Origin of the sequence: Leptolyngbya iicbica LK (genome assembly GCF_004212215.1) — a bacterium.
Classification (GTDB): domain Bacteria; phylum Cyanobacteriota; class Cyanobacteriia; order Phormidesmidales; family Phormidesmidaceae; genus Halomicronema; species Halomicronema iicbica.
On sequence record NZ_QVFV01000001.1, the window covers coordinates 1,305,975 to 1,329,223 of the forward strand.

Sequence of the window (23,249 nt, forward strand, 5' to 3'; positions counted from 1 at the left end):
TCGGCGAATTGTTTTCGGTAAAGCTGCCTGTGCATCCACCCCCTGCTACTTTTCTAGAAACTGGACCCACGGGGCCATTAAGTCTTGATTCGGCCTTTTACATTGAGCGGCCCCCGGTCGAAACGTTTGCCTACGCCGCGATCGCTCGCCCTGGCAGCCTGCTGCGCATCAAAGCCCCTAAACAAATGGGCAAAAGCTCTTTATTGATGCGGGTGATTGAGCAGGCCCATCAGCAAGGCGCTAAAACCGGCAAGATTGACTTTTTGCAAGCTGAAAAAACCTGTTTCGCCAGCTTGGATACGTTGCTGCGCTGGTTTTGTCATTTAACCGCGCGGCAATTGGGTATCGCACCAAACCTCGATGACTGGTGGGATGAAGAGATCGGCAGCAAAGTGAGCTGCACCCTCTATTTTGAAAACCATCTGCTGCGGCGACTAGACACTCCGCTGGTGTTGGTAATTAATGAAATCAACCGGGTCTTTGAGCATGAAGAGGTCGCCGGTGACTTTCTTTCACTATTGCGGTTTTGGCATGAGCAAGGCCAGCGATCGCCCGTCTGGCAAAACTTGCGACTTGTCTTGGCCTACTGCACTGAAGTGTATGTGCCCCTCCAGTTAGAGCAATCGCCCTTTAACGTCGGGCAACAACTAAAGCTGCCCCCTTTTACCACCGCCCAAGTACAAGAGCTAGCGGCACGTTATCAAGTCCCACAGCAATTGGGGGAGGCGTACGTCCCCTTTATCGACGAGCTCATGTCACTGGTCGGTGGCCATCCGTATCTGACCCATGCGGTCCTGGCTCAAGTTCCCGACACAGCGGCTGATCCCCAGGATCTGCTCAATCAGGCCATGCAGCCCAGCGGCGTCTGGGGAGAGTATTTGCGTCGCGGTTATGCATCGGTGCGGCATCAACCCGATTTGATCGACACGCTACAGCAGTTAGTCAAAGCCCCCCATGGGCTCAAATTGCCGCTGCACCTGGCTTACCAGCTTGAGAATGTGGGCTTGGTCCATTACGACGGCGATCGCTATCGGTTGTCGTGTGAGCTGTTTAAGCGGTTTTTGGTCGCCGAGTTGGCAGGACCCGAGGCACCTGCGCCCATCCAATTACAACAAGAAAATCAACGGCTGAAACAACTGGCTCACACCGACGCCCTGACTCAAATTCCCAACCGGCTGGCGTTTGACATCCGGCTCCAGATTGCCTGGCAACGCATGAGCCAAACTCAGGAGCCCCTGACCTTGATGATGTGCGACATTGATTATTTCAAAGCCTATAACGACAATTATGGGCATTTGGCCGGTGACCAATGTTTGCGACAGGTCGCCAGCATTTTGCAGGCTCAGATGGGCACTGCACCAGACTTTGTAGCCCGCTTTGGGGGCGAAGAGTTTGCCGTTATTTTGCCCCGCACTGATCTGCTCACTGCCGAAAAACGGGCTGAAACGCTGCGATCGCAAATCAGTCTGCAAACCGCCCAAGGCGAGATGCCACCCGTCACCATCAGTATTGGGGGCGCCGTGGCCTCCACCCCAACGAATCAAAGCACTCGGCAGCTGATTGAAGCCGCCGATCGCGTCCTGTACGAGTCCAAACGCTTAGGGCGCGATCGCGTCACCATCATCTCGCTCCTGTAGTTTTCTGGGGGGATGGCCATGGCCTCCTTTGTGACTCCGTTTACCGAATCACCGGAGATGCCCTATCAAGTGGGGGGCAGTTTGCGGCCCGCACTGCCAAGTTACGTCACCCGGCAGGCCGACACCCAGTTAACGACCGCCCTGCAGGCAGCGGAATTTTGTTATGTGCTCAACAGCCGCCAAATGGGCAAATCTTCGTTGCTGGTGCAAACCCTCCGCAAGTTAGAGCTCGCGGGCTGTCGGTGCGCCACGGTGGATATTACCAGCTTGGGCAGCCAACAGGTAACGGCCAGTCAGTGGTATCGGGGCCTCGTGGCCGACCTGTGGCGGGGCCTTGGGCTCTTTAGTCAGGGACATTACAAAAAATGGTGGCAAGATCAGGGCGAACTGCCCCCGGTGCAAAAGCTCCAGCGATTTTTTGAGGAAGTGCTACTAGAGCAACATCCCGAAGACGAGTTTGTGATTTTGATCGACGAAATCGACAGCATTTTGGGACTGGAATTTTCGCTGGATGATTTCTTTGCGCTGATTCGCTATTGTTACAACCAGCGGGCAGTCAATCCGGCCTACCGACGCCTCACATTTGGCATTTTTGGAGTGGCCACCCCCAGCGATTTGATTCGCGATCGCCAGCGCACCCCCTTCAACATTGGGCAGGCGATCGCGCTCAATGGTTTCCAACCGCATGAGTGTGAGCCCTTGCTGGTGGGCCTGCGCGACACGATCGCCCAAGCCCCCGTCGTATTGCAAGAGATTCTGTATTGGACGGGGGGACAACCATTTCTGACCCACAAGCTGTGCGCGCTGATTTGGCAACTCGCCCATGAGCAGGGCACCCCGATTTTGGTGTCAGCCGGTAAGGAAGCGGCCTGGGTTCAGCAGTTTGTCCGCGATCGCGTGTTGCATCAGTGGGAATCGCAGGACGAACCAGAGCATTTACGGACGATTCGCGATCGCTTGCTGCGACATCCTCACCGCACCGGTCGCCTATTGGGTCTGTATCAGCAGATATTGCGACAGGGGCCAGTGCCGACCGACGACTCGGAGGAGGCGATCGAACTGCAACTGTCGGGTCTGGTGAAAAAAGCGGGCGATATCTTACAGATCAAAAACCCGATTTATCAAGCGGTGTTTAACGAAAGTTGGACAGCGGATCACCTGGAACATTTGCGCCCTTATTCTCAGGCGTTGACGGCCTGGTTAGCGGCTGATCGCCAAGATGCCTCGCGACTGTTGCGGGGCCAAGCCTTGAGAGATGCCCAGCAGTGGGCCCATAGCAAACGTCTCAGCGATGAAGACTACCAGTTTTTGGCCGAGTCGGCAGAGAGCGATCGCCGCGAAGTGCAAATGGCGTTAGAAGCTGACCGCAGTCAGGCGATCGCGGCCCAACTGCACCAGTCGCGGCGCAATATGCGGCTGCAACGGTGGCTATTGGGAGCCATTACAACGGGGTTCGTACTATCCACAGGGCTGGGGTTTGCGGCTTTTGTGGAGTCACAGCGGGCCAGCCAGAATGAACAAATTGCCCGCCAGAGCGAAATTAAAGCCTTGCTGGCGTCAGCCAGAGGCTGGTTTGACTCAAATCAGCGGCTGGATGCGCTGTTGCAGGCACTGCGGGCACAACGTCAACTTACTGCCCTTGCCCAGCCCAACGCCGAGTTAGCCCAGGACATTGAGGACACGCTGTACACCATCATCCTGGGCGTGAATGAACGCAATCGCCTGGCGGGACACACCGGCGAAGTGCGCGAGGTGGCTTACAGTCCCCAAGGCGATCGCATTGCATCGGCCAGTCTGGATGGCACGGTGAAGCTGTGGGCACCCGATGGCGCCTTGTTGCAAACCCTGGAGAGTGATGCCCAGGGCATCCGGGCGATCGCCTTTAGCCCCGATGGGCAATTACTTGTAGCGGGCAGTGCCGGCACCCTTTACCTGTGGGATGTCGAAACTGGCGAGCAACGGGCAGCCATTATGGCCCACCAGGGGTTGATTACCAAGCTCGTCTTTAGTCCTGATGGCACCCAAGTCGCCTCAGGCAGCACGGACAAAACCATCAAACTGTGGAATCCAGACGATGGCACCCTCTTGCACACCCTGACCGGACATCGGGCGATGGTACGCGGTCTTGCCTTTAGTCCTGATGGTCAGCGATTGGCCTCGGGCAGCGCTGATGCCACCATCAAACTGTGGAATCCAGACGATGGCAGTCTCAGCCAAACGGTAACGGGCCATGCCGCGACCGTGACCGATGTGCAATTTTCGCCCGATGGTGGCCGCTTGGCCTCGGGTAGCACCGACAAAACGCTCAAACTTTGGGATTTATCGGGGCAACTCCTCACCACCTTTGAAGGTCACCAAGCCCAAGTCACGAGTCTGGATTTTAGTCCCGACGGGCAGCAGCTCGCTTCCACTAGCGAAGATGATGAATTGCGGTTTTGGCCGCTCAATGGCGAGCCGGGGCGGGCTTATCCGGGCATGGTTGAGGTGGGGCGATCGCTGGACTTTAGCCCAGATGGGCAGACCTTGGTGACGTCTGGCCGCATTGATGATCCGGCACCCATTGTGTGGCAGCTGGAATCGCCGCTCTACAGTGTTGTGAAAACCCACGCAGCGGCCGTGATTGCGATCGCGGTCAGTCCAGACGGGCAAACGATCGCGTCGGCGGGCACTGATGGTCAGATTCAACTCTGGCAACCCGACGGCACATCGCTCAAGGTCTTTTCCGGGCATCGCGCCCCCATCATTTATCTCGCCTTCAGTCCCGATGGCAGCCAATTCGCTTCATCCAGCTTCGACGGCACCGTCCGCCTGTGGCAAGCCGACGGCACGCCCATTCGCACCATTACCGGCGACACCCGTCTCGGGGGGCTCATTGCCTTTCATCCCACCGCAGCAGAATTTGCCATCAGCGGCGACGACCAAGTTGTCCGCCGCTTTCAACTCGATGGCACTCAAATATCAGCAATTCCGACCCAAAGCCGACTCAACAGTAGTATCGCTTGGCAGCCTCAGGGCACCCAGTTAGCCATTGGCGATGGGGAACCCATTCGCTTAATTGCCATGGAGGAAGACAGCCCCATCCTTAACCTGTCAGGCCACATCGGCCCGTTAAATGACTTGGAGTTTCAAGCTGATGGACAAGTGCTAGCTTCTGCCAGTGACGATCGCACCGCACGCCTCTGGGATGCCACCACTGGCGAAACGCTACAGGTCCTCACCGGCCACACCGATGTCGTTTGGGATGTCACTTTTGCCCCGGAGTCGTCCCTGACGGTGCTCAATGATTTGTATCTAGCCACTGGCAGCGCCGACAACACCATTAAATTGTGGGGCGCTGACGGCACGTTACACACCACCCTCGATCGCCATACGGCTAAAGTCCTGCGGCTTGCCTTTAGTCCCGACGGCCAGTACCTGTTTTCCGCCAGCAATGACAACACAGTCATCCGCTGGGATTTGCCCGCCATCATGACGCTTGACCCAGTCGATTATGCCTGTCGCTGGGTCGCCGATTACTTACAAACCAATGCTGGCCTAAGTGACGACGATCGGCAGCTCTGCGATCGCTAACTTGATCGAGATGCGGCCACAAGTTGCTTGGCGATTACCCACGCCTGTCAAAAACACTCAAACCCAAAACGATTGGGCTCAGGCAGCTCTGCCCCTTTGGAAGCGCGACCCAGCAGATTGTTAATCAACACACATTGCTTGGGGGCAATATCCGCCCGGTCCTCGATCGTGATGATGCTTTGAGTCTCGACATTGCCTTTGAAGTCAAAGGCAATAGAATGAACGCCACTCTCTCCCAGCGTCTGCGTATTCGCCTCATCCAGCCCAATTTTGGGAGACAAACGCTCCCAGGCAGCAATATTCTCAGCGGCGATCGCCGCTGAGTGAATCACCCATTCCACCTGCCCATTCCGCTCGCGAATGCTGAATTGCCAGGGGCTGCGCTGGGCGATCGCTTGGGTCTGCGCTTGTTGAATGGCTTGATAAATCTCGTCTTGGGCAGCTTCTACTTCGCGCTTGGTCAAAAATTGGAGCCACGAGGGAGTCGCGATCGCCGCCAAAATTCCCACAATCACAACAATGACCAAGATTTCTAGCAGCGTAAAGCCAGCCTGACGATGACGAGCAGATCTCACCCCATTGAATTTCTGACTCTCCTTAACCAATTCGCTCTTAGGATGCCCAACCATTGGGACTAACGTTTGCGGGAACATACCATTTAATCGGGATCAGAGTTTTCACGGGGCACAAATCAGGCTAACTGTCGTCACATCAAAGGCAGTCACCAGCTGTCAGCAACCGTTGCACCGGAGATGGCATCGCCGTTGCCCTTGGAAGCAGTAAAGAGTCATGCACCGAGAGGAACGTTGCGACGAAGGTTGCCGCAAAACGATAGGATAATGACGCTTAATCACAGTACATCAGCCTTCAATGTGGACGTGGAGTGTAGGGAAACAATGCAACGACGACGGTTTGTACGGCAATTTGGCATGGGGTTCGCGACAGCACTCGGGTTAGGGCTGACTTCAACTTGGCGATCGGCCCAAGCACAAAGCTCTGGAGTGACGGTGCGCTCCCTCGGTCACACCAGCTTTTTGTTTGAGGGCAACGGTCGCCGCATTTTGACCAATCCCTTCCGTTCCATCGGCTGCACCGCAGGCTATCCCTCACCCGCCGTGGCATCTGACGTAGTTTTGATCAGCAGCCGCCTCTTTGATGAGGGGGGCTTGCTGGAAGGATTACCCGGCAACCCGCCGATTCTCTCCGAACAGGGCGAATATGAGTTACCGCCCATCCGCATGAAGTCGGTAGAAGTAGACCACGATCGCGAAGGCGGACGGCGCTTCGGCTCTAACCTGATCTGGCGCTGGGAGCAAGGCGGTCTCACCTTTGTGCATATGGGCGGGGCGGCGGCTCCGGTTTCTGTCGAAGAGCAGATTCAGCTCGGTCGCCCGGATGTCATGCTCGTGCCCGTGGGCGGTGGCCCCAAAGCCTATGACGCCGAGGAAGCGGTGGCTGCGATTCGGGCCCTCAATCCCCGCATCGTCATTCCCACCCATTACCGCACCGCCGCCGCTGACGATGAAACCTGCGACATTGCTGGCCTCCAGCCATTTTTAGACCGGATGAGCGGCACGCCTACTCGTCAATCTGGTAGCACCGTCTCCCTCTCGACAGGCAGTTTGCCCAGCAGCGGCATGGTTATTCAAATCATGGGCTAAGGCGTGAGCCATAGCGTCGGATCGTCGTGTGGGTGTGCTGAGCACAGACAAGGCGGATGGCAGACGCTATGGTGATTAATCAAAAGAGAATGATCTTGAGATTATCTTCCGGCGATCGCCGCCTGGTGTTGAGGGCAGTAAGGGCTTAGCCCTTAAATCATCTCCCCAAGACCACAAGTTTGGTATCAGCGTTTGGCAGTGCCACACCCCAACCATCGAGGAGGCTATTTTCAAGCACTGACCTAAATGGGCGATCGCGCCCTCTTGTAAAACCTTGTCCACTCAGATGTTCACTATGCAGTCGGTTTATCAGCAGCGTCGTCAAACCCTTATGTCGCGGATTGGTAGCGGCACCGCCATTTTTGCCAGTGCGCCGCTGGCAGTGATGCACAACGATGTTGAGCACAACTTTCGACAAGACAGCGATTTTTACTATCTCACGGGGTTTAATGAGCCCGGTGCCGTGGCCGTGTTTGCCCCACATCATGAAGAACATCGCTTTGTGCTGTTTGTGCGGCCCAAGGACAAAGACAAGGAAATTTGGTCAGGCCGCCGATTAGGTGTTGACGCCGCGAAGGAAGCGTTGGGGGCCGATGCGGTTTTTCCACTGAGCGAACTGGATGAGAAACTGCCCGAGTATTTGAAAGGGGGCGATCGCCTTTATTACCACTTCGGTCATGACGAAACCCTGAACACCAAAATTCTCCGGCATTGGCGGCGACTGCTGGCCAGCTACGTGAAGCGAGGCACCGGGCCAGTCGCCATTGAAGACGCCAAACTCCTGCTGCAAAACCAGCGCCGGGTCAAAGGCCCAGAAGAAATTGAGTTGATGCGGCAGGCGATCGCCGTTTCCGTCAAAGCCCACAACTATGCGCGCGAAATCGCCCAGCCCGGACGCTATGAATACGAAATTCAAGCGGAGATGGAGCACCTGTTCAAACTGGCGGGGGGCGATCCGGCCTATCCTTCCATCGTGGCGTCGGGCGACAACGCCTGCATTTTGCACTATGTGGAAAACAACCGCCAGATGCAGGCGGGGGATCTGCTGCTGATTGATGCCGGGGGCTGCATCGACTACTACAACGCCGACATTACGCGCACCTTTCCCGTCTCAGGCAAATTTAGCGACGAGCAGCGCATTCTCTATGAGTTGGTGCTGGAGGCTCAGTTAAAGGCGATCGCTGAAGTCAAACCCGGCAACCCATTCAACGCCTTCCACGATGCCGCCGTGCGCACCATTACCGAAGGCCTGGTGGAACTTGGCCTCCTCGTGGGCGACATCGACACCCTGATCGAAGAGAAAAAGCACAAAGCCTTTTTCATGCACGGCACGGGCCATTTCCTCGGGTTAGATGTCCACGATACGGGCGTTCTGCGGAATCCTGACAAAACCTGGAAACCCTTTGAAGTCGGCAATGTTGTCACGGTCGAACCCGGCATTTACGTCACCCCTGATTACGAGCCCGAGGAAGGGCAGCCCCAGGTAGACGATCGCTGGCGGGGCATCGGCATCCGCATCGAAGACGATGTGCTAGTGACGGACACGGGTTGCGAAGTCCTCACTGCCGGGGTGCCCAAATCTGTGGCCGACATGGAAAGCTGAGATCAGAACATCACCGCTGGGCGACAGGCACAACTTCAATCCGGCAGGGTGAAATCGCCCACTGATCGCAGCAGCTCGGCGCGGAACGCAGCATCCAATTTGCGATCGCACTTCAACTCTAGTAGCCGAACCCTAGCGGTGGGTAACTCGTGAAGGCGATCGGCGAGCACTGACCAATTAGCGACCAACTCATAATCGATCTGATGCGCAGCGGCCAGCGTGGCGAAATCCACCGCTTGCGGCGTCGCAAAAAACTTCTCGAACGGCGGCTCAAACTGAGCGATCGGTAAGCTCTCAAAAATGCCGCCGCCCTGATTATTCACTAACAAAATCGTCAAGTGTCCCGAGCGAGTGCTAGCGTTCAAAAAGCCATTACTGTCATGTAACAGGGCCAAATCGCCCGTCAGCAAAACGGCTTGTCCGTGATGATGGGCAATTCCCAGAGCAGTAGAAAGCGTGCCATCAATACCGTTAGCACCCCGACTAAAGTAGGGGCGAATGCCGCGATCGCTCAACGGCCAAAACCACTCCACATCGCGCACGGGCATACTGTTGGCAATCATCAACGGTGTTCCAGACGGCAACAACGACGGCAGCAGCCAACTCAGCTTGCCTTCAAACAGGGCGTCCACCGTCTCGAATTTTTCTCGCAGGCGCTGACGAACCCGTTCATTGCGCCGCAACCATTGCTGACAGTACGGTGAAGTTACCTGCACAGACGAGTTGGGGACGGGATATTGAGCGATCAAGGTATCTAGCGTGATGGGCAACACGACCGATCGCCCATGCAGAGGATCGCGATTGCGACCACTGCTATCAATGATCCACCGGTGAGGATTGATCTCCGTGAGCCACTGTCGCAGCACTTTACTCGTGGGTAATGCCCCCAGTTGAATCACTTGCTCCGGGACCAGCGCCTGTGCGTGAGCTTCATGACGCAATAACAGGTCGTAGGTCGTGATCAGATGGGGATTAAGCGAGGCATGGTTTCTCAACGGCGACAATCCATCGGCAAGGACGGGCCAGCCTAGTTTGTGAGCGAGGGTGGCGATCGCTTTGCAATAGGCCCCATCCGCTGCCGAACTGGGAGTAGACTGTGGCCCAGCAATAATCAGGCCCCGTTCGGTGTGTTGCCAAGCGGAGGTGAGGTGAGGAGGCCCGCTAGTGATTGGGGCGATCGCGCCATCCTCCTTCAGATGGGCGAAAAAGTCGGCGTTGAGAGGGTCTGCCAATGTCTGGGCTAAATCCGTCCCCGTTGAAATGGGCGCGAGCGGATCGCGAAAGGGACAATTGACGTGTACTGGTCCGGGTACTGGAAACTGGCTCTGTTGGTAAAGCTGGGCGATCGTCTGGCGCAAATAGCGTAGTTGTGACATCGTCGCCTCGGGCAAGGCGAGTTCCCGATAGCCGCGCACGTAGTCGCCAAAGAGCTTCTGTTGATCAATGGTTTGGCCCGAGGCACAGTCCCGGAGTTCTGGCGGGCGATCGGCGGTCAGCACCATTAACGGAATACCGCTCTCATACGCCTCAATAATGGCAGGGAAATAGTTGGCCCCTGCCGTCCCCGAAGTACACACTAACGCTGTGGGCTGACCACTGGCCTTGGCCACGCCTAACGCAAAAAAGCTCGCCGATCGCTCATCCAACATGGGGATCGCCTGAATGTGCGGATGGTTAGCAAACGCGATCGTTAAGGGAGTGGAGCGCGAGCCGGGTGAAATGACGACCGTTTGCAAACCCAGATGCGCCAGGGTCTCAGCGAGCACCGACGCCCACACCGTGTTGGTATTCCTAAAATCCAGCATCCATCACCCAAATTGGCCTTTGCTACTAAATGTGACCGATTTCCGCCTTCGGAGAAAACGCCGGAAAGGAGCGCCACACACTCATCACACAACAAAAAGGGTGGCTGATATCAGCCACCCTTCGGTAAGACATTAACTGTATCGGCAGTTTATACCGATGCAGCCGCCGGATAAACGCTGACTTTTTTGCGGTTTTTGCCTTTGCGCTCAAACGTGACGATGCCGTCAACTAACGCAAATAGGGTATCGTCACCACCGCGGCCAACATTGTTGCCGGGATGGAACTTGGTGCCCCGCTGACGAATCAAGATGCTGCCTGCAGTGACAGCCTGACCGCCGTAGCGCTTGACGCCCAAGCGTTTGGCGTTTGAGTCGCGACCGTTACGAGTACTACCTGTACCTTTCTTATGAGCCATGATGTGTCTCCGTTCTACTCAATGAATGCAAACCTATTCTTCTTCAGCCGCTGCGGCAGTGATCGCCGGAGTGGCCGCTGCCGAGCTAGTACCCGCTTCACCGGCCAAAACTTTACCGTTGACGCTGATGGAATCAATCATCAAGCGAGTCAGCTCTTGACGATGCCCGCGCTTTTTGCGGGTCTTTTTCTTGGGCTTCATCTTGTAAACGATGAGTTTGGGGCCGCGTAGATGACGCATGACCGTGCCGGAGATGGAAGCACCTTCGACATGGGGTTGGCCGACCATCGTTTCGCCATCATGGGAGACCAGCAGCACTTGGTCAATCTCGACCGTGCCGTCTTCGTCTACAGCCATGCGGTCAAAGTCGTAATACCGACCAGGCTCGACCCGAAACTGCTTGCCACTGGCTTCAATAATTGCGTAAGTCATTGATTGTCCTTGCGATCGCCGTACAGGTAACAGCTGGGCTGTTTTGCCTAAACCTGATCCGAGCGGGTTTACACACGAACCTTCATTATTCTGCACACATCAGGCCAGTGTCAACTTCAGTTTTGTCTTACCAATAGCTCTCGCCGGAGATGGTGGCCCAAAGGGCTAGCAAGCATCGTTCTCCGGGAACCGTCTACTGCCACAGGCGACACGCGCCTGGCTCTTCCCCGCACTGCATCTGTGCGCGATCGCTCAGAACTTTACCGTTCTTGAGCAAAACTGTCCTGAATTTGGGTACACCGGCTTGTCAAAACAGACATGCTGCAAAGGTGTAGATTATGGCTGCTGAAGTTTGTTTATTGCTGATGCAATCGCTGATGGGGGACTGTGACGCTCAGGCTACCGAAGCCATTGACAGTCCCCCCTCGGTGGTGACGCCCGCCGCGCGGGAAGTGACGACCACCAGAATCGCTCATCGCGCCAACGACACCATTACGCCCACCACCGCAAGGGCCTTGCCCCAGTTTGGAGAATTGTGTCAGGGCGAAGCTGCTCAACAGCCCGCCATTTGTGTCTTACCCAAGATTGCTCGCAACCAAGCACCGTCATCGACTGCTGCATCGGCAGCGATCGCCGAACCCATGCCCTTGAACTTGCCGACGACGCCACGTCCGATCGCCACGCCGACCGTCCAGCCCCCTCGTTTTAGCGCCCCGTCAACCGTAGCCACCCGACCGACCGCAGCCCCCCGACCGGCCAACTATCCGGCCCGGCCGAGCAACGGTTCCGAACTCTTTCGCCAGCGGCAAATTGCCCTACAGTCGGGACAGTCTTACACGCGCCTGGCGCCCAGTGCCTATGCCAACCAGTGGCAGGTCGTGGGGCGACAACCCACCTACGAAGACTGGAAACAACTCTTGGCACAAGAGGCCCGCGCCATGGCCAGAGGACAAGGGCAAAATCGTCTGGAAGTGATTGTGGGGGACTCGTTTGGCCTGTGGCTACCGCCGGAACTGTTGCCCCGCGATCGCCTCTGGCTCAATCAGAGCATTTCTGGCGATACCACAGGCGGGATTTTGCAGCGCGTCAGCACCTTTGCGGACACTCGCGCCACCACCATTCACCTCATGGCGGGGGCCAATGATTTGAAGAATGGCGTGCCGGAAGCCCAAATCTTGAGCAATTTGCAGCGCACGGTACGGGTGCTGCAGTGGCAACACCCCCAGGCGAAGATTGTGGTCTATTCGGTGTTGCCGACCCGCCGCGCCGAAATTAGCAATGATCGGGTGCGATCGCTCAATGCCAAAATCGCCCAGATGACCCAGCAGCGGCAGGTAGAATTTCGCGATTTACAGCCTACCTTCCGGGATGAGTGGGGCCACTTGCGCCCCGACCTGACAACGGATGGTCTGCATCTGAATCCGCAAGGATATGCGTTGTGGCGACAGGCGATCGTGGCAAGCGCGATTTAGTGAGTGGAGTGGGTGTGAGGAGTGTGAGGGTAGTTGGGTGGCAGGGTGTAAGGGTGGCAGGGTGAATGGAGTGTGAGTGTGAGTGAGGAGGGTGAGGTAAAACCCACCGACTTTGGATGCTTGGATATCAGAGAAGTCCCGTTGGATAGGCGTCCTCGCCTGTCCAATCGAACCTGAAACTGAATCAACTGTGCAAATTACAGGGCTAACACCTTATCCTGCCACCCAATGACCCAGCTACCCAATCACCCAACCACCCAGCTACCGACCCCAGCGGCTTTCGCCTAAAATCGAGCCAGTCCCCGGCAGGTGTTACCAGTTCATCAGGCCAGGACAGACGCAATGCTGATGAGGATTGGCCAATATGGCGGAGGCGATCGCGGCTGACAGGGCGACAACGTTGACCGAGATTCGGGAGAGTTTGCGGGCGGGGCAGCGATCGCTAGCGGACTGGCAAGGGGGGCCGTTGGCCGTGTCGGCGGTGCCAGGAGCAGGCAAGTCCACAGGCATGGCAGCAGGGGCAGCGATCGCGATCGTGCGTCATGAGCTCAATGCCAAACGGCAGTTGGTGTTGGTGACCTTTACCCGGTCAGCGGCGGCGAATTTGAAAGCGAAGGTGCAGCGACATCTGCGATCGCTGCAATACCCCCTCAACAGCTTTGTGGTCTACACGCTGCATGGGCTGGCGCTGACGATCGCCACTCGCAATCCCGATTTGTCGGGCATTAGTTTAGACACGCTGACGCTCCTGACACCCACGCAAAATAACCGTCTCATTCGCACCTGTGTCGAGCGCTGGCTGGCGGAAAACCCCGACCGATATCAGCGGCTCATCGAGGGACGACAATTTGATGGTGAAGAAACGGAGCGATTGCGGCGGCAGTCCACCTTGCGGACGGAAATCTTGCCCAGCCTTGCCACCACGGTCATTCACGAAGCCAAAAGCTCGGGTATGCCCCCGGCCGAGTTGGCTCAGTTGGCAGCATCTGTGACCCGCACCCTGACCGACGACGTGGAAGATTATGACGTGTTGACGGTGGCGGCGGGGCTCTACGAGCAATATCAAACCCTGTTGTCGCAACGCCATCTAATTGACTATGACGACATGATTTTATCGGCGCTGCGGGTGCTGGCCGACGACGAAGCGCGGCGCTTTTGGCAAAATCGCGTGTTTGCGGTGTTTGAAGACGAGGCCCAAGACTCTTCGCCGCTGCAAACCCAATTATTGGAAACCCTGGCACGGGATGCCGAGGACGCGACGGCTCCCCTGAATTTAGTCCGGGTGGGTGATCCCAACCAAGCAATCAACTCCACATTTACCCCTGCGGATCCGGTCTTTTTTAATCAATTTTGCGATCGCGCTCAGCACCAAAACCGGCTCGTCGTCATGGATCAAGCTGGGCGCAGTAGCGGAGTCATTATGGCCGCGGCCAACACCATGCTGACTTGGGTGAATCAGTCAGGCTTGGCGGGCACGGTGGCCCCGTTCCGGTCGCAGGCGATTCAGCCCGTGCCGGTGGATGATCCCCAGCCGGATGCGAATCCGGCCCCCATCGGCGGCGGGGTGGAATTTTACCGTCCCCCCACGGTGATGGAAACGGTCAGACTGTTGGCCCAGCGATCGCTCGCCCTGCACACCGAAAATCCAACTTTGAGTCAGGCGATTTTGGTGCGCGAACATCGGCAGGGGCGTTTCATCAACCAACTGCTGCATGATCCCGAGACGTTGGGGGTCGATTTGCTGAGCACGGGTTTGCAAATTTACGACGTGGGCGAACAAGAGCGCCAAACCCACGTGCCGTCAGAAATGCTGACCATTTTGCAGTTCATCGAGCGGCCCCATTCGCCCGATCGCCTCAAGTCACTCCTCCGCGTGTTTGTTGATCGCCAACGCATCGCCTCGCAAGACTTGAACCTACTCGCCAAACAACCCGAGCAGTTTATGTATCCGGGGCCGTTGGACTCCCCCCCTACAACCGAAGCGGCCCAACAAGCGCGACGGTTGTGTACGGGCTTACTGCGATCGCGCTTCGAGCTGCCGCCGTATCACCTGATCCCCTTTGCGGGATTGACTCTCGGCTACAACCAGAGTGAACTCGCCACCGCCGACAAATTAGCCGCTCGCTTGTCCCAGCAAAACCGCGAAGACAATACCCTCCGCGCCATGATTCAGACTCTGCAAGAAATCGTCGGCTCCGAGCGCTTTGAAGCGGTAGACACCGAAGACCGCGACGATCGCTACACGCGGCGCGGCCAACTCACGATTCTCACCATGCACAAAGCCAAAGGGTTGGACTGGGATGTGGTATTCCTGCCCTTTCTCCATGAGCGGACGATCCCCGGCAATCTGTGGGTACCTCAGCAACAGACTTTTCTGGGAGATTTCAGCTTGCCCGAAGTCGCCCGCGCCCAAATTCGCGCCCACACCCATGCCGAATCCACGCCCGCCCCGATCCCCGATTTGCTCACCGCCTGGCAGCAGGCCAAAAACCTGAAAACCGCCGAAGAGTTTCGCCTGCTCTACGTCGCCATGACCCGCGCCAAGCGCCTACTGTGGATGTCGGCCGCCCACTCGGCTCCCTTTACCTGGAGCAATCCCGACAATCTGAGCGATCTGCCCCCCTGTCCCGCATTACCCACAGTCATGAGCTATTTAGCCGAAACCCGCTCTCGGCAACCACGCTAAGCGACGCTTGGCATCCCACGGTGGTTCAGGGCTCAGAGACATCCGGTCACGGCTCCCAGACAACTCATCGCAATCCGCAGTCAGGTGCCAAGAGCCCAGAAGCTTAAAGAATGGGAATTGAATATAAGTGTGAACAGCCGTCTCGGCTGTTTCGGGGCAAGCAAGATGCCTGCCCAAAACTTGGATTGCATCAAATCTTGTTTCCTAATCTCATCCCCTCGCTTTTCTGCCAAAGCGATAAACGGAGCTATCTGCGCAGCGCTGTAGTTCTGGCTGTGGCTGGCTCATCCTCGTTTGAGAACGCCAGTGCCCCCTCGCTCAGTCGTTTAGTGCCATGCTAAGAAGACCTGTTCTTGCCCCCCTGCCATGCCGAATACCGAGCTTTACGAGCACCTTTACAACGAAATCGCTCAACTGGTGATGTGTCACTCACCCAGTGGGGCCGAGCGCGAAATCAATGAGTGTCTGTTAGATCGACTGGCAGCGCTGGGCATTGACCACTGGCAAGACGATGCCGACAACATCGTGGCGCGGATACCGGGGACGGGCGAGGGCGCGATCGCCATTACGGCCCACAAAGACGAAATCGGCGGCATTGTGAAGGACATCGAACCCGATGGCCGGATTTTAGTGCGGCGGCTCGGCGGCTCCTATCCCTGGATTTATGGCGAAGGGGTAGTGGATTTCCTCGGGGATCACGAAACCCTTTCTGGCATTTTGTCTTTTGGCTCCCGCCACGTCTCCCACGAGTCGGCCCAAAAGGTGCAGCAAGAAGGGAAAGCGGTGACTTGGGAAACGGCCTGGGTTGAAACCAAGCGATCGCTGTCTGCTCTCGAACAAGCAGGTATTCGCCCTGGCACGCGCATGGTGGTGGGCAAACATCGCAAGCAGCCCTACCGCCTTGGGGATTACATCGCTAGCTACACCCTCGACAACAAGGCGTCTGTAGCCATTTTGCTGGCCCTCGCTGAGGGAATTAACACCCCCGCCAAAACCATTTATCTCGTCTTTTCCGCTAAAGAAGAGGTGGGGGCGATCGGAGCGCTGTACTTCAGCCATCGCAATCGGCTGGATGCCCTGATTGCGTTAGAAATTTGTCCCCTATCGGCGGAATATCCCATCCAAGCCAATGACGCTCCCGTGCTGCTGTCGCAAGACAAATATGGCCTGTATGACGAAGACTTAAACCAGCAACTGCTCCAAGCCGCCCAGGCTCGTGCCTGTCCGATTCAACAGGCCATCATCAGCGGGTTTGGCAGCGACGCCTCCATTGCCATGACCTTTGGCCATGTCCCCAAGGCCGCGTGTCTCAGCTTTCCGACCCACAACACCCACGGCTACGAAATCGCCCATTTGGGGGCGATCGCCCACTGTATCGACATTCTGACCCAATACTGTAACGACCTATAACGGTCAGCCAGTTCACCGAAGGCGCTTCCTTAAAATGAAAGTAATCCATTGGCAGTGCGATCGCCGCTATCGGGATCGTCCATTACAGGACGCTTATCCTGGCTCTCGCAGTGCTCAACGGGGCTGGCTAAACCGGCTCCAGCGAGCCACCCTGCCATGACTGACTTTACCTGGGAGAACTCAGATGACCAAAACGGTCGCCGACGTGATGACCCGTGACCTCTTTACCGTCACCCCCGAAACCCCACTACCAGAGGCGATTCAACTGCTGGCCAACAACCGCATCAGTGGCTTGCCAGTGGTCACCACCGAAGGGGAACTCAAAGGCGTTTTGTCGGAAGCTGACCTGATGTGGCAGGTGACTGGCGCCCCGCTGCCCGCCTATATCATGCTGCTCGACAGCGTGATTTATTTAGAAAATCCGGCCCGGTACAATGAAGAAGTGCACAAGGCGCTCGGCCAAACGGTAGCCGAAGTCATGGGTCACGACAAAGTCACGACGACCACCCCCGGCGCGTCCTTAAAAGCAGCCGCCCAAGTGATGCATCACAAAAAAGTCACCCGCTTGCCAGTGGTCGATGATCAAGGCACCCTGGTCGGCATCTTGACCCAAGGGGATATTGTGCGGGCTTTGGCCGAAAGCTATCAAGATGCAGCGGCTGACGTGGCAGGATAAAACAGGCGATCGCGATCCCCTCGCGATTGATGCTTGCCGACCCTGACTGAGGAACCGCTATGAGCCCCACCCCCGACAGCATTAAACAACTCATCGAATCGTCTGATCTGGGCGATCGCCTGCGCGGCGTCAACCAGGCGCGGGAGCTTGATCCCGCCGATGGCTACCGACTGATCATGCAGGCCAGCCACGACGAAAATGCCCGGGTACGCTACGCCGCCGTGAGCCAACTCGACACCCTGGGCGATCAAAATCGCCAGGAAACCGCCAAACTCTTACGTCACTTGCTGCTGAATGATCCGGAAACTGACGTGCAGTCAGCAGCAGCCGATGCCCTGGGCGGCCTCAAACTGACCGAAGCGTTTGAAGAACTCCAGTCGGTTTACCACGCGACGGATGAATGGCTGCTGAAATTTAGCATTGTGGCCGCCCTGGGAGAACTCGGCGATCCCCGCTCATTTGACCTGTTGGCCGAAGCGCTGGCATCGGACATTACTCTGGTGTCCACCGCGGCGATCGGCTCACTGGGCGAACTGGGCGACCCACGAGCCGTGCCCCTTTTATTGCCCTATGTGCAAGCCGATGATTGGCAAATAAGGCATCGCGTGACCCAAGCCCTCGGCCAATTTGACTCCCCAGAAGTCAAAGCCGCCCTAGACCAACTGAGTCAAGATACATCAGCGACGGTGGCAGATGCCGCCAAACGCCATATCCCTCAGTGATCAACGCCCCAGTGATGGCCTTGGTTATCGGCCTCAGCCCCTCAGGGTCAAGGCATCGACCTTTACCATGGCGTTCAGCAGAGGTGACTTCATGCTCTCTGGCTTGGTCGGGGCTCAACGCCCTTACCGAGCAGCACCGAGCAGCGAATTTTCCACCCTCTAAAGCCCTTGACGATGCCCGGATAAACTTCGGCAGCAGGCGAAAAACGACCGTTAGCCATGAACAATAAAGCGTTCTTTTTTGTAATGTGGGCAACTGTATGAAGAGACTTTTCTCCGTATAAGAATACGTAAATTTCCTTAGGGAAAGTGATTCCATTCCCTTACCTGCTGGCCGTTGTCGGGGGTTCTCTTGATATAATGTGAGAAGAATTTAATTATTTTCTGAATCACCTTTGAATCAACGTAAGTTCTACAGGCTTTTTAGGCATTTTGGATACCTATGTTTTGAGTTGTTCACTTGACGTCAACAGCGATTCTGACAACCTAAACTGTTTTTGTCTGTAAAGTTTTGTTATTTCTCTGGAGGATATCCAGTGGTAGCTCTTTTTCAGCCCTCAGTTCAATCTCATTGGGGCAGTTTGAGCTTTGTTTCGACGCTTTATCTATGTCCGGTATTGGATCGACTCATGGATAAAGTGCCGCAAAAGTGGCAACCAGAGATTCGTCTGGGTTTGCAAGAAGCTTTGGTCAATGCGGTTAAGCATGGCAACCATCTTGACCCGCTCAAGGTTATCTCAGTGCGCTACAAAACCTCTGGGGGCCAGTATTGCTGGATTATTGAAGACCAGGGCGGGGGCTTTGATTTTGAACATTGCTGCTGCGATCGCACCACCGAAGTGAGCGCCGATGCGATCGCGGTTGATGAGTGTGGTCGCGGCTTATACATCCTCAACCAAATTTTTGATGAGGTGAAGTGGAGTCAAGGCGGGCGAGAACTGCACCTTTCAAAGCGGATGCATCGCTGGTTTGGGATGCCACTAGTCTGTTGATTGACGCTTTTCGCCATGGGTGGGGCAGGGCGGTGCCGTCAAGCTTTGATCTAACCAGCCCACAGCCTGTTGCAATCGACTGAGGGCTTCGTCAGGCTGGTCTTTGAGCAAGTACACCAGGGCGGCCGCCGCTTGTTCTTGCGCTCTGACTTTGCGGTTGCGGTTGAGTCGATGCCAGTCGTTGGGCTTAATTGCCAGCTGGGTGGCTAGCTGTTGGGCGAGTTCTAGTTCGCTGGCGGCGGTTTGTGCGCCGGATGGCTTCGGAGAATTCATAGTGGGCGACCAGTAAATGTTCGGTATGATGAGCGCTACGTTCTTCACCCTTCCATTGTGCATATGAATCGCCGATTGAGGCGTCTGCGTCACCACCGACGACGCGATCGCGGGTCCACCCGAGGCATGGTGTCGCTCCCCTCACCCGACCATGACTGGCAAGGCTTTGACGCCGCCCTGACCCAGCTCGAAACCTCCGTCGAGATGTTGCGACAGCGGTTTGAGCGGGTCCGAGAGCTGCAAGCCCAACAGGCGCAAGTCGAAGAACAGTTAAAAGTCCCCGGTCTCAGCGCCGAAGATCTCCGACAGTTGCAGGAGCGTTTGCAGGATTTAGAATTGCAACTCGAAAGTCATTTGTTTGATTGGCGATCGCTGCGTGAACCCTTTTGGCAAGCAGTGCGCTTTGGCGGCTTGGGGATCCTTCTGGGCTGGATTTTGCACGCGATCGCCAACCGCTAAATCCTCCCTTGCTCCCCCCCTCCCCTTGCACCCTCGCCTTTCACCTCCAGCACGACACCGCCATCGCTCTAAACTGTTAACGTAACCTTCACACCTTCGTTCACCACCATCGACTATGGCTGCCACTCGCATTGCTGATTTACTCAAATCGGGACAACCGGGCGACTCCACCACCATCCAAGGCTGGGTGCGTACTAAACGTGCTCAAAAGACCCTGTGCTTCATCAACGTCAACGATGGCTCCTGCATGAGTGGAGTGCAGATTGTGGCGGAGTCTGACATGGCAGGCTACGACAACGTGATCAGCCAAATTGCCACTGGGGCTTCCGTCGAGATTCAGGGCACAGTGGTGGAATCCCCCGCCAAAGGCCAGCGCATTGAGGTCAAGGCCGAGCAGATCAGAGTGTTTGGCGGCGCCGATGAATCCTACCCGCTGCAAAAGAAGCGCCACAGCTTTGAATTTTTGCGGACTCTGGGACATCTGCGATCGCGCACCAATACTCTAGGGGCTGTCTTTCGGGTTCGCAACGCGGCGGCCCAGGCAGTACATGAGTTTTTCCGCGATCGCGGCTTCCTCTGGGTTCACACGCCGATCCTCACCGCCAGCGACTGCGAGGGTGCAGGGGAGATGTTCACTGTCACCAGCTTGAATCTGAACCAGCCACCGCTGACCAAAGGTAATGGAGTTGACGTAGAGCAAGACTTTTTTGGCAAATCAGCCTACCTCACCGTGAGTGGCCAGCTGGAAGCAGAAATCATGGCGATGGCCTTCACCAACGTCTACACCTTTGGCCCCACCTTCCGGGCGGAAAATTCCAACACTTCGCGACACCTGGCGGAATTTTGGATGATCGAACCGGAAATGGCCTTCTGCGATCTGATGGGCAACGCTGATCTCGCCGAAGATTTTCTCAAATACATCTTCAAAGCAGTGCTGGATGCCTGTGAAGATGACATGGCGTTCTTTAACCAGCGGATCGACGACTCGGTGCTGGCGACAGCGGACAATATCATCAACAACGAATTTGCCCGCATCACTTACACTGAAGCGGTGGAACTGTTGCTCAAGACCGACAAAAAGTTTGAGTTTCCCGTCGAGTGGGGCATCGATCTCCAGTCTGAGCACGAACGCTATTTGGCCGAAGACCTATTCAAAAAGCCGGTCATTGTGACGGACTACCCCGCCGCCATCAAAGCCTTTTACATGCGGCTTAACGACGACCAGAAAACGGTCGCAGCGATGGATGTACTCGCGCCCAAAGTCGGTGAGATCATCGGCGGCTCTCAGCGGGAAGAACGGCTGGATATTCTGGAAACTCGCATTGATGAAGCCGGACTACCACGCGATGCCTATTGGTGGTATCTGGATTTGCGCCGCTATGGCACGGTGCCCCACGCGGGCTTTGGCCTTGGCTTTGAGCGCCTGGTGCAGTTCATGACGGGCATGGGCAATATTCGCGATGTCATCCCCTTCCCCCGCACGCCTGACAATATCGAGTTTTAGCCAGCTTTGGACTTTTAAGTCTGGCACGTTTACACGATGGTGGCGGTCACACTGTTGATCGCCGTCACGGTGAGTACCAAATCGTTGAAATCGAAGTCCGTAGCGTCTTCAAACTGCCAGACATTGCCGTCCCGTTGAATGCGATCGCTGCCCAAAAGGCCATCTTCCACAGTGACCAAATCGGCAGGATTACCTTTGACTAAAAGCGCTGGCGCATAATAGGTGCCCCCCGCTAAGACAATAGTTTCCTGGCCCACCGCGCCGTTTGCCACCGACAAGATGGGTTGTGCCAGCAGATTTTGCCGCACGGCGTCCTCGTACCCTGCCTCGCCTGGCAAAATGCCCGCGACCGCACCGAGCGCATCCGTCGCATAGAACTGCAGCAAATTATCAAACGCGGCTTCCCGTTCCAGGGTGATACCCACGGCCAATGCGCCATCCATGCCGGTCAAATCGAGCAGTTCATCCGCCACCGGGGACTGTGGTCCCGATTCACCATCCCCCGTCGGCTCGCCCGCTGTCGATACCTGCCCATCGGCGGGGGAAAGTCCATCGGACAAGTTTTCCACGCTGCCTGTGGCCTCGCCACTCAGCTGTAGCGGTTCGACAATGAGTAGAGGCTGGGGCTGATATTGGGTAATGGTGCCATCTAAGTTAGCGGTGATGATGCCCTCATGGCCCGACGAATTGCCCCCCGGCAACCACCGTCCAATCGTGGAACCAAAGTTGTTGTACACATCATCCGTGTGGGGAGGGATGCCGAAATCGTCGCGATCCAGGTTGAAATAGTTGGCCGCGATCGCAGCATCAAACACCGAAATCACCGCGTTGTGTTTTTCTGCGGGGCCAGCGAAGAAGGGGAAATCCACCAAAAAAGAATCATGGGCCGTCTGGGCAAAGTCATTGTCGCCAGCCAGGCCACCCAGGGGATTCAATTCTTCCATCACAACGAGCGCCAGCGACTCTTGGGCAACCGTATTAAAGTCCTTGACCGTGCGCTTATCGTTCGGCGCAAAAGGATTGCCAGGAAACGGGAAAAAACTGGAGGCAAATTGCCCTTTGCCCCGGCCATCCAGGTCGTAGTCTTTGGCAAACGCCGCCGGATCGAGAGCCACCAACTGCTCTAGGGGATCACTCACCTCCCCATACAGGCGGCCAATTTCTGACGCGACGAGAGAGCCCAAGCTGTGACCGATAACCGTCAGTTCGCTGCCCGTCACATCAAATAGGGTCTGGAGTTGAGTCGTGATGGTTTCCGCGACGTACGAGATGGCTCTGGCGGTGTTGTCTGGTCTGGCCTGAAAGCCGCCAAACTCAAACGCATCGCCAGGTAAATCAGCCAGTGCTGACCAATCTAAACCCACAACCTGCCTGTCGGGATATTGGCTGCCGAGAGTGGTAAACAGGCTGTTGAAGGTTTCATAACTGGACTGCCAACCGTGAATCAGCACAACCACATTCCCCTCCAAGGCGGTGGTGGCGGCATCGATCGCTGAACCATCGGGGGCGACCAATTGAGGTGGAGCGTACTGGCTGAGCAGTTGGTCAAATCCGATCGCATCTGCGAGTGGATCAAACAGGGACTCTGTCACCGCATCTTGGACATCTGCGATCGCCTCCTGTACGGGGTCAATGACCGTGTCCTGAATTGGCTCAATCACGTTGTCACGAAAAAAATCACCGACCGGATCAAAGTTCAACATGGCAGATTCTCCTGATTAGGGGGCTTTTCAAGTGAGAAATCGGCGAGATGCCTCGCACTATCTGTCGTGCTATTGAAATAAACAATTTGTCGGGAGAAAAATCGGATGCCGATGCGTGGTGATCATCAACCCACGTCGTTGTTTGTATCACGACTGGCGGGTGATCTGCCTCATCGATTTCATGCGCGAGTGGCTCCGTGGAAAAGGTTGCCAACGAATGACGGCGCT

19 protein-coding genes are annotated in these 23,249 nt (G+C 56.3%); 12 read left to right on the top strand and 7 right to left on the bottom strand.

The annotated features are described in order from the left end of the window. The first annotated feature begins 29 nt into the window (after nucleotides 1–29). Together DYY88_RS05490 and DYY88_RS05495 are read left to right on the top strand one after the other, a co-directional pair. Complete coding sequence (locus tag DYY88_RS05490; protein WP_039729499.1) at nucleotides 30–1,637, top strand: AAA-like domain-containing protein; 1,608 nt, start codon at nucleotides 30–32, stop codon at nucleotides 1,635–1,637. A gap of 18 nt (nucleotides 1,638–1,655) precedes the next feature. Then, nucleotides 1,656–5,207 (top strand): WD40 domain-containing protein, encoded by a 3,552-nt coding sequence (locus tag DYY88_RS05495; RefSeq protein WP_160299515.1) that lies wholly within the window; start codon nucleotides 1,656–1,658, stop codon nucleotides 5,205–5,207. Between the two features lie 47 nt (nucleotides 5,208–5,254). Here DYY88_RS05495 and DYY88_RS05500 read toward each other — a convergent pair whose 3' ends face one another. Next, on the bottom strand, nucleotides 5,255–5,782 hold the full coding sequence (locus tag DYY88_RS05500) for a GspH/FimT family pseudopilin (RefSeq protein WP_063776217.1): 528 nt from the start codon (nucleotides 5,780–5,782) through the stop codon (nucleotides 5,255–5,257). 321 nt (nucleotides 5,783–6,103) lie between these two features. Between DYY88_RS05500 and DYY88_RS05505 the strand changes: the two genes are divergently transcribed. Next, entirely contained in the window at nucleotides 6,104–6,868 is a 765-nt protein-coding gene (locus DYY88_RS05505; protein ID WP_039725911.1) for an MBL fold metallo-hydrolase, read from the top strand. 295 nt (nucleotides 6,869–7,163) lie between these two features. Beyond that, nucleotides 7,164–8,471 carry an aminopeptidase P N-terminal domain-containing protein gene (locus tag DYY88_RS05510; RefSeq protein ID WP_039725912.1) on the top strand — a complete coding sequence of 436 codons (1,308 nt, stop codon included), beginning with the start codon at nucleotides 7,164–7,166 and terminating at the stop codon, nucleotides 8,469–8,471. A gap of 35 nt (nucleotides 8,472–8,506) precedes the next feature. Here the strand turns inward: DYY88_RS05510 and menD are convergent, their stop codons facing one another. From menD to rplU, 3 genes are all read right to left on the bottom strand, one after another. Further along, nucleotides 8,507–10,276: a 2-succinyl-5-enolpyruvyl-6-hydroxy-3-cyclohexene-1-carboxylic-acid synthase gene (menD, locus tag DYY88_RS05515; protein WP_039725913.1), complete on the bottom strand. Its 1,770-nt coding sequence runs from the start codon at nucleotides 10,274–10,276 to the stop codon at nucleotides 8,507–8,509. 149 nt (nucleotides 10,277–10,425) lie between these two features. Beyond that, nucleotides 10,426–10,692 carry a 50S ribosomal protein L27 gene (gene rpmA / locus DYY88_RS05520; protein WP_039725914.1) on the bottom strand — a complete coding sequence of 89 codons (267 nt, stop codon included), beginning with the start codon at nucleotides 10,690–10,692 and terminating at the stop codon, nucleotides 10,426–10,428. Nucleotides 10,693–10,725: 33 nt separating this feature from the next. Next, on the bottom strand, nucleotides 10,726–11,124 hold the full coding sequence (gene rplU, locus DYY88_RS05525) for a 50S ribosomal protein L21 (RefSeq protein WP_039725915.1): 399 nt from the start codon (nucleotides 11,122–11,124) through the stop codon (nucleotides 10,726–10,728). A 338-nt stretch (nucleotides 11,125–11,462) separates the two neighbouring features. On the opposite strand from rplU, the gene DYY88_RS05530 reads away from it, so the two are divergent. The 3 genes from DYY88_RS05530 (at nucleotide 11,463) to DYY88_RS05540 (ending at nucleotide 16,692) form a co-directional block, all read left to right on the top strand. Then, the gene (locus DYY88_RS05530; RefSeq protein ID WP_084606993.1) at nucleotides 11,463–12,596 is read left to right on the top strand and encodes a GDSL-type esterase/lipase family protein; all 1,134 of its coding nucleotides are present in this window, start codon (nucleotides 11,463–11,465) and stop codon (nucleotides 12,594–12,596) included. A 364-nt stretch (nucleotides 12,597–12,960) separates the two neighbouring features. Then, a complete protein-coding gene (locus DYY88_RS05535) occupies nucleotides 12,961–15,282 on the top strand; it encodes an ATP-dependent helicase (protein ID WP_039725916.1) in 2,322 nt (773 codons plus the stop codon). 366 nt (nucleotides 15,283–15,648) lie between these two features. Then, the gene (locus DYY88_RS05540; protein ID WP_039725917.1) at nucleotides 15,649–16,692 is read left to right on the top strand and encodes a M42 family metallopeptidase; all 1,044 of its coding nucleotides are present in this window, start codon (nucleotides 15,649–15,651) and stop codon (nucleotides 16,690–16,692) included. Nucleotides 16,693–16,721: 29 nt separating this feature from the next. Here the strand turns inward: DYY88_RS05540 and DYY88_RS24845 are convergent, their stop codons facing one another. Continuing rightward, nucleotides 16,722–16,850, bottom strand: coding sequence for a hypothetical protein (locus DYY88_RS24845; RefSeq protein WP_302849227.1), 129 nt, complete (start codon nucleotides 16,848–16,850; stop codon nucleotides 16,722–16,724). Nucleotides 16,851–16,876: 26 nt separating this feature from the next. Between DYY88_RS24845 and DYY88_RS05545 the strand changes: the two genes are divergently transcribed. The 3 genes from DYY88_RS05545 to DYY88_RS05555 all read left to right on the top strand — a co-directional run bounded on the left by DYY88_RS05545 (nucleotide 16,877) and on the right by DYY88_RS05555 (nucleotide 19,082). Further along, a complete protein-coding gene (locus tag DYY88_RS05545) occupies nucleotides 16,877–17,368 on the top strand; it encodes a CBS domain-containing protein (RefSeq protein ID WP_039725918.1) in 492 nt (163 codons plus the stop codon). A gap of 59 nt (nucleotides 17,369–17,427) precedes the next feature. Beyond that, nucleotides 17,428–18,090: a phycobilisome degradation protein NblB gene (nblB, locus tag DYY88_RS05550; RefSeq protein ID WP_039725919.1), complete on the top strand. Its 663-nt coding sequence runs from the start codon at nucleotides 17,428–17,430 to the stop codon at nucleotides 18,088–18,090. Nucleotides 18,091–18,719: 629 nt separating this feature from the next. Further along, nucleotides 18,720–19,082 (top strand): ATP-binding protein, encoded by a 363-nt coding sequence (locus tag DYY88_RS05555; RefSeq protein WP_130199328.1) that lies wholly within the window; start codon nucleotides 18,720–18,722, stop codon nucleotides 19,080–19,082. Here DYY88_RS05555 and DYY88_RS05560 read toward each other — a convergent pair. Further along, nucleotides 19,071–19,355, bottom strand: coding sequence for a DUF6439 family protein (locus DYY88_RS05560; protein WP_039725921.1), 285 nt, complete (start codon nucleotides 19,353–19,355; stop codon nucleotides 19,071–19,073). The two genes, DYY88_RS05555 and DYY88_RS05560, sit on opposite strands and share 12 nt — an antisense overlap. 63 nt (nucleotides 19,356–19,418) lie before the next feature. Between DYY88_RS05560 and DYY88_RS05565 the strand changes: the two genes are divergently transcribed. Beyond that, the gene (locus DYY88_RS05565; protein ID WP_207223310.1) at nucleotides 19,419–19,814 is read left to right on the top strand and encodes a sll0565 family protein; all 396 of its coding nucleotides are present in this window, start codon (nucleotides 19,419–19,421) and stop codon (nucleotides 19,812–19,814) included. A 115-nt stretch (nucleotides 19,815–19,929) separates the two neighbouring features. Continuing rightward, the gene (asnS, locus tag DYY88_RS05570; protein ID WP_039725923.1) at nucleotides 19,930–21,318 is read left to right on the top strand and encodes an asparagine--tRNA ligase; all 1,389 of its coding nucleotides are present in this window, start codon (nucleotides 19,930–19,932) and stop codon (nucleotides 21,316–21,318) included. Nucleotides 21,319–21,347: 29 nt separating this feature from the next. Here the strand turns inward: asnS and DYY88_RS05575 are convergent, their stop codons facing one another. Then, the gene (locus DYY88_RS05575; RefSeq protein WP_039725924.1) at nucleotides 21,348–23,021 is read right to left on the bottom strand and encodes an alpha/beta fold hydrolase; all 1,674 of its coding nucleotides are present in this window, start codon (nucleotides 23,019–23,021) and stop codon (nucleotides 21,348–21,350) included. Nucleotides 23,022–23,249 lie beyond the last annotated feature (228 nt).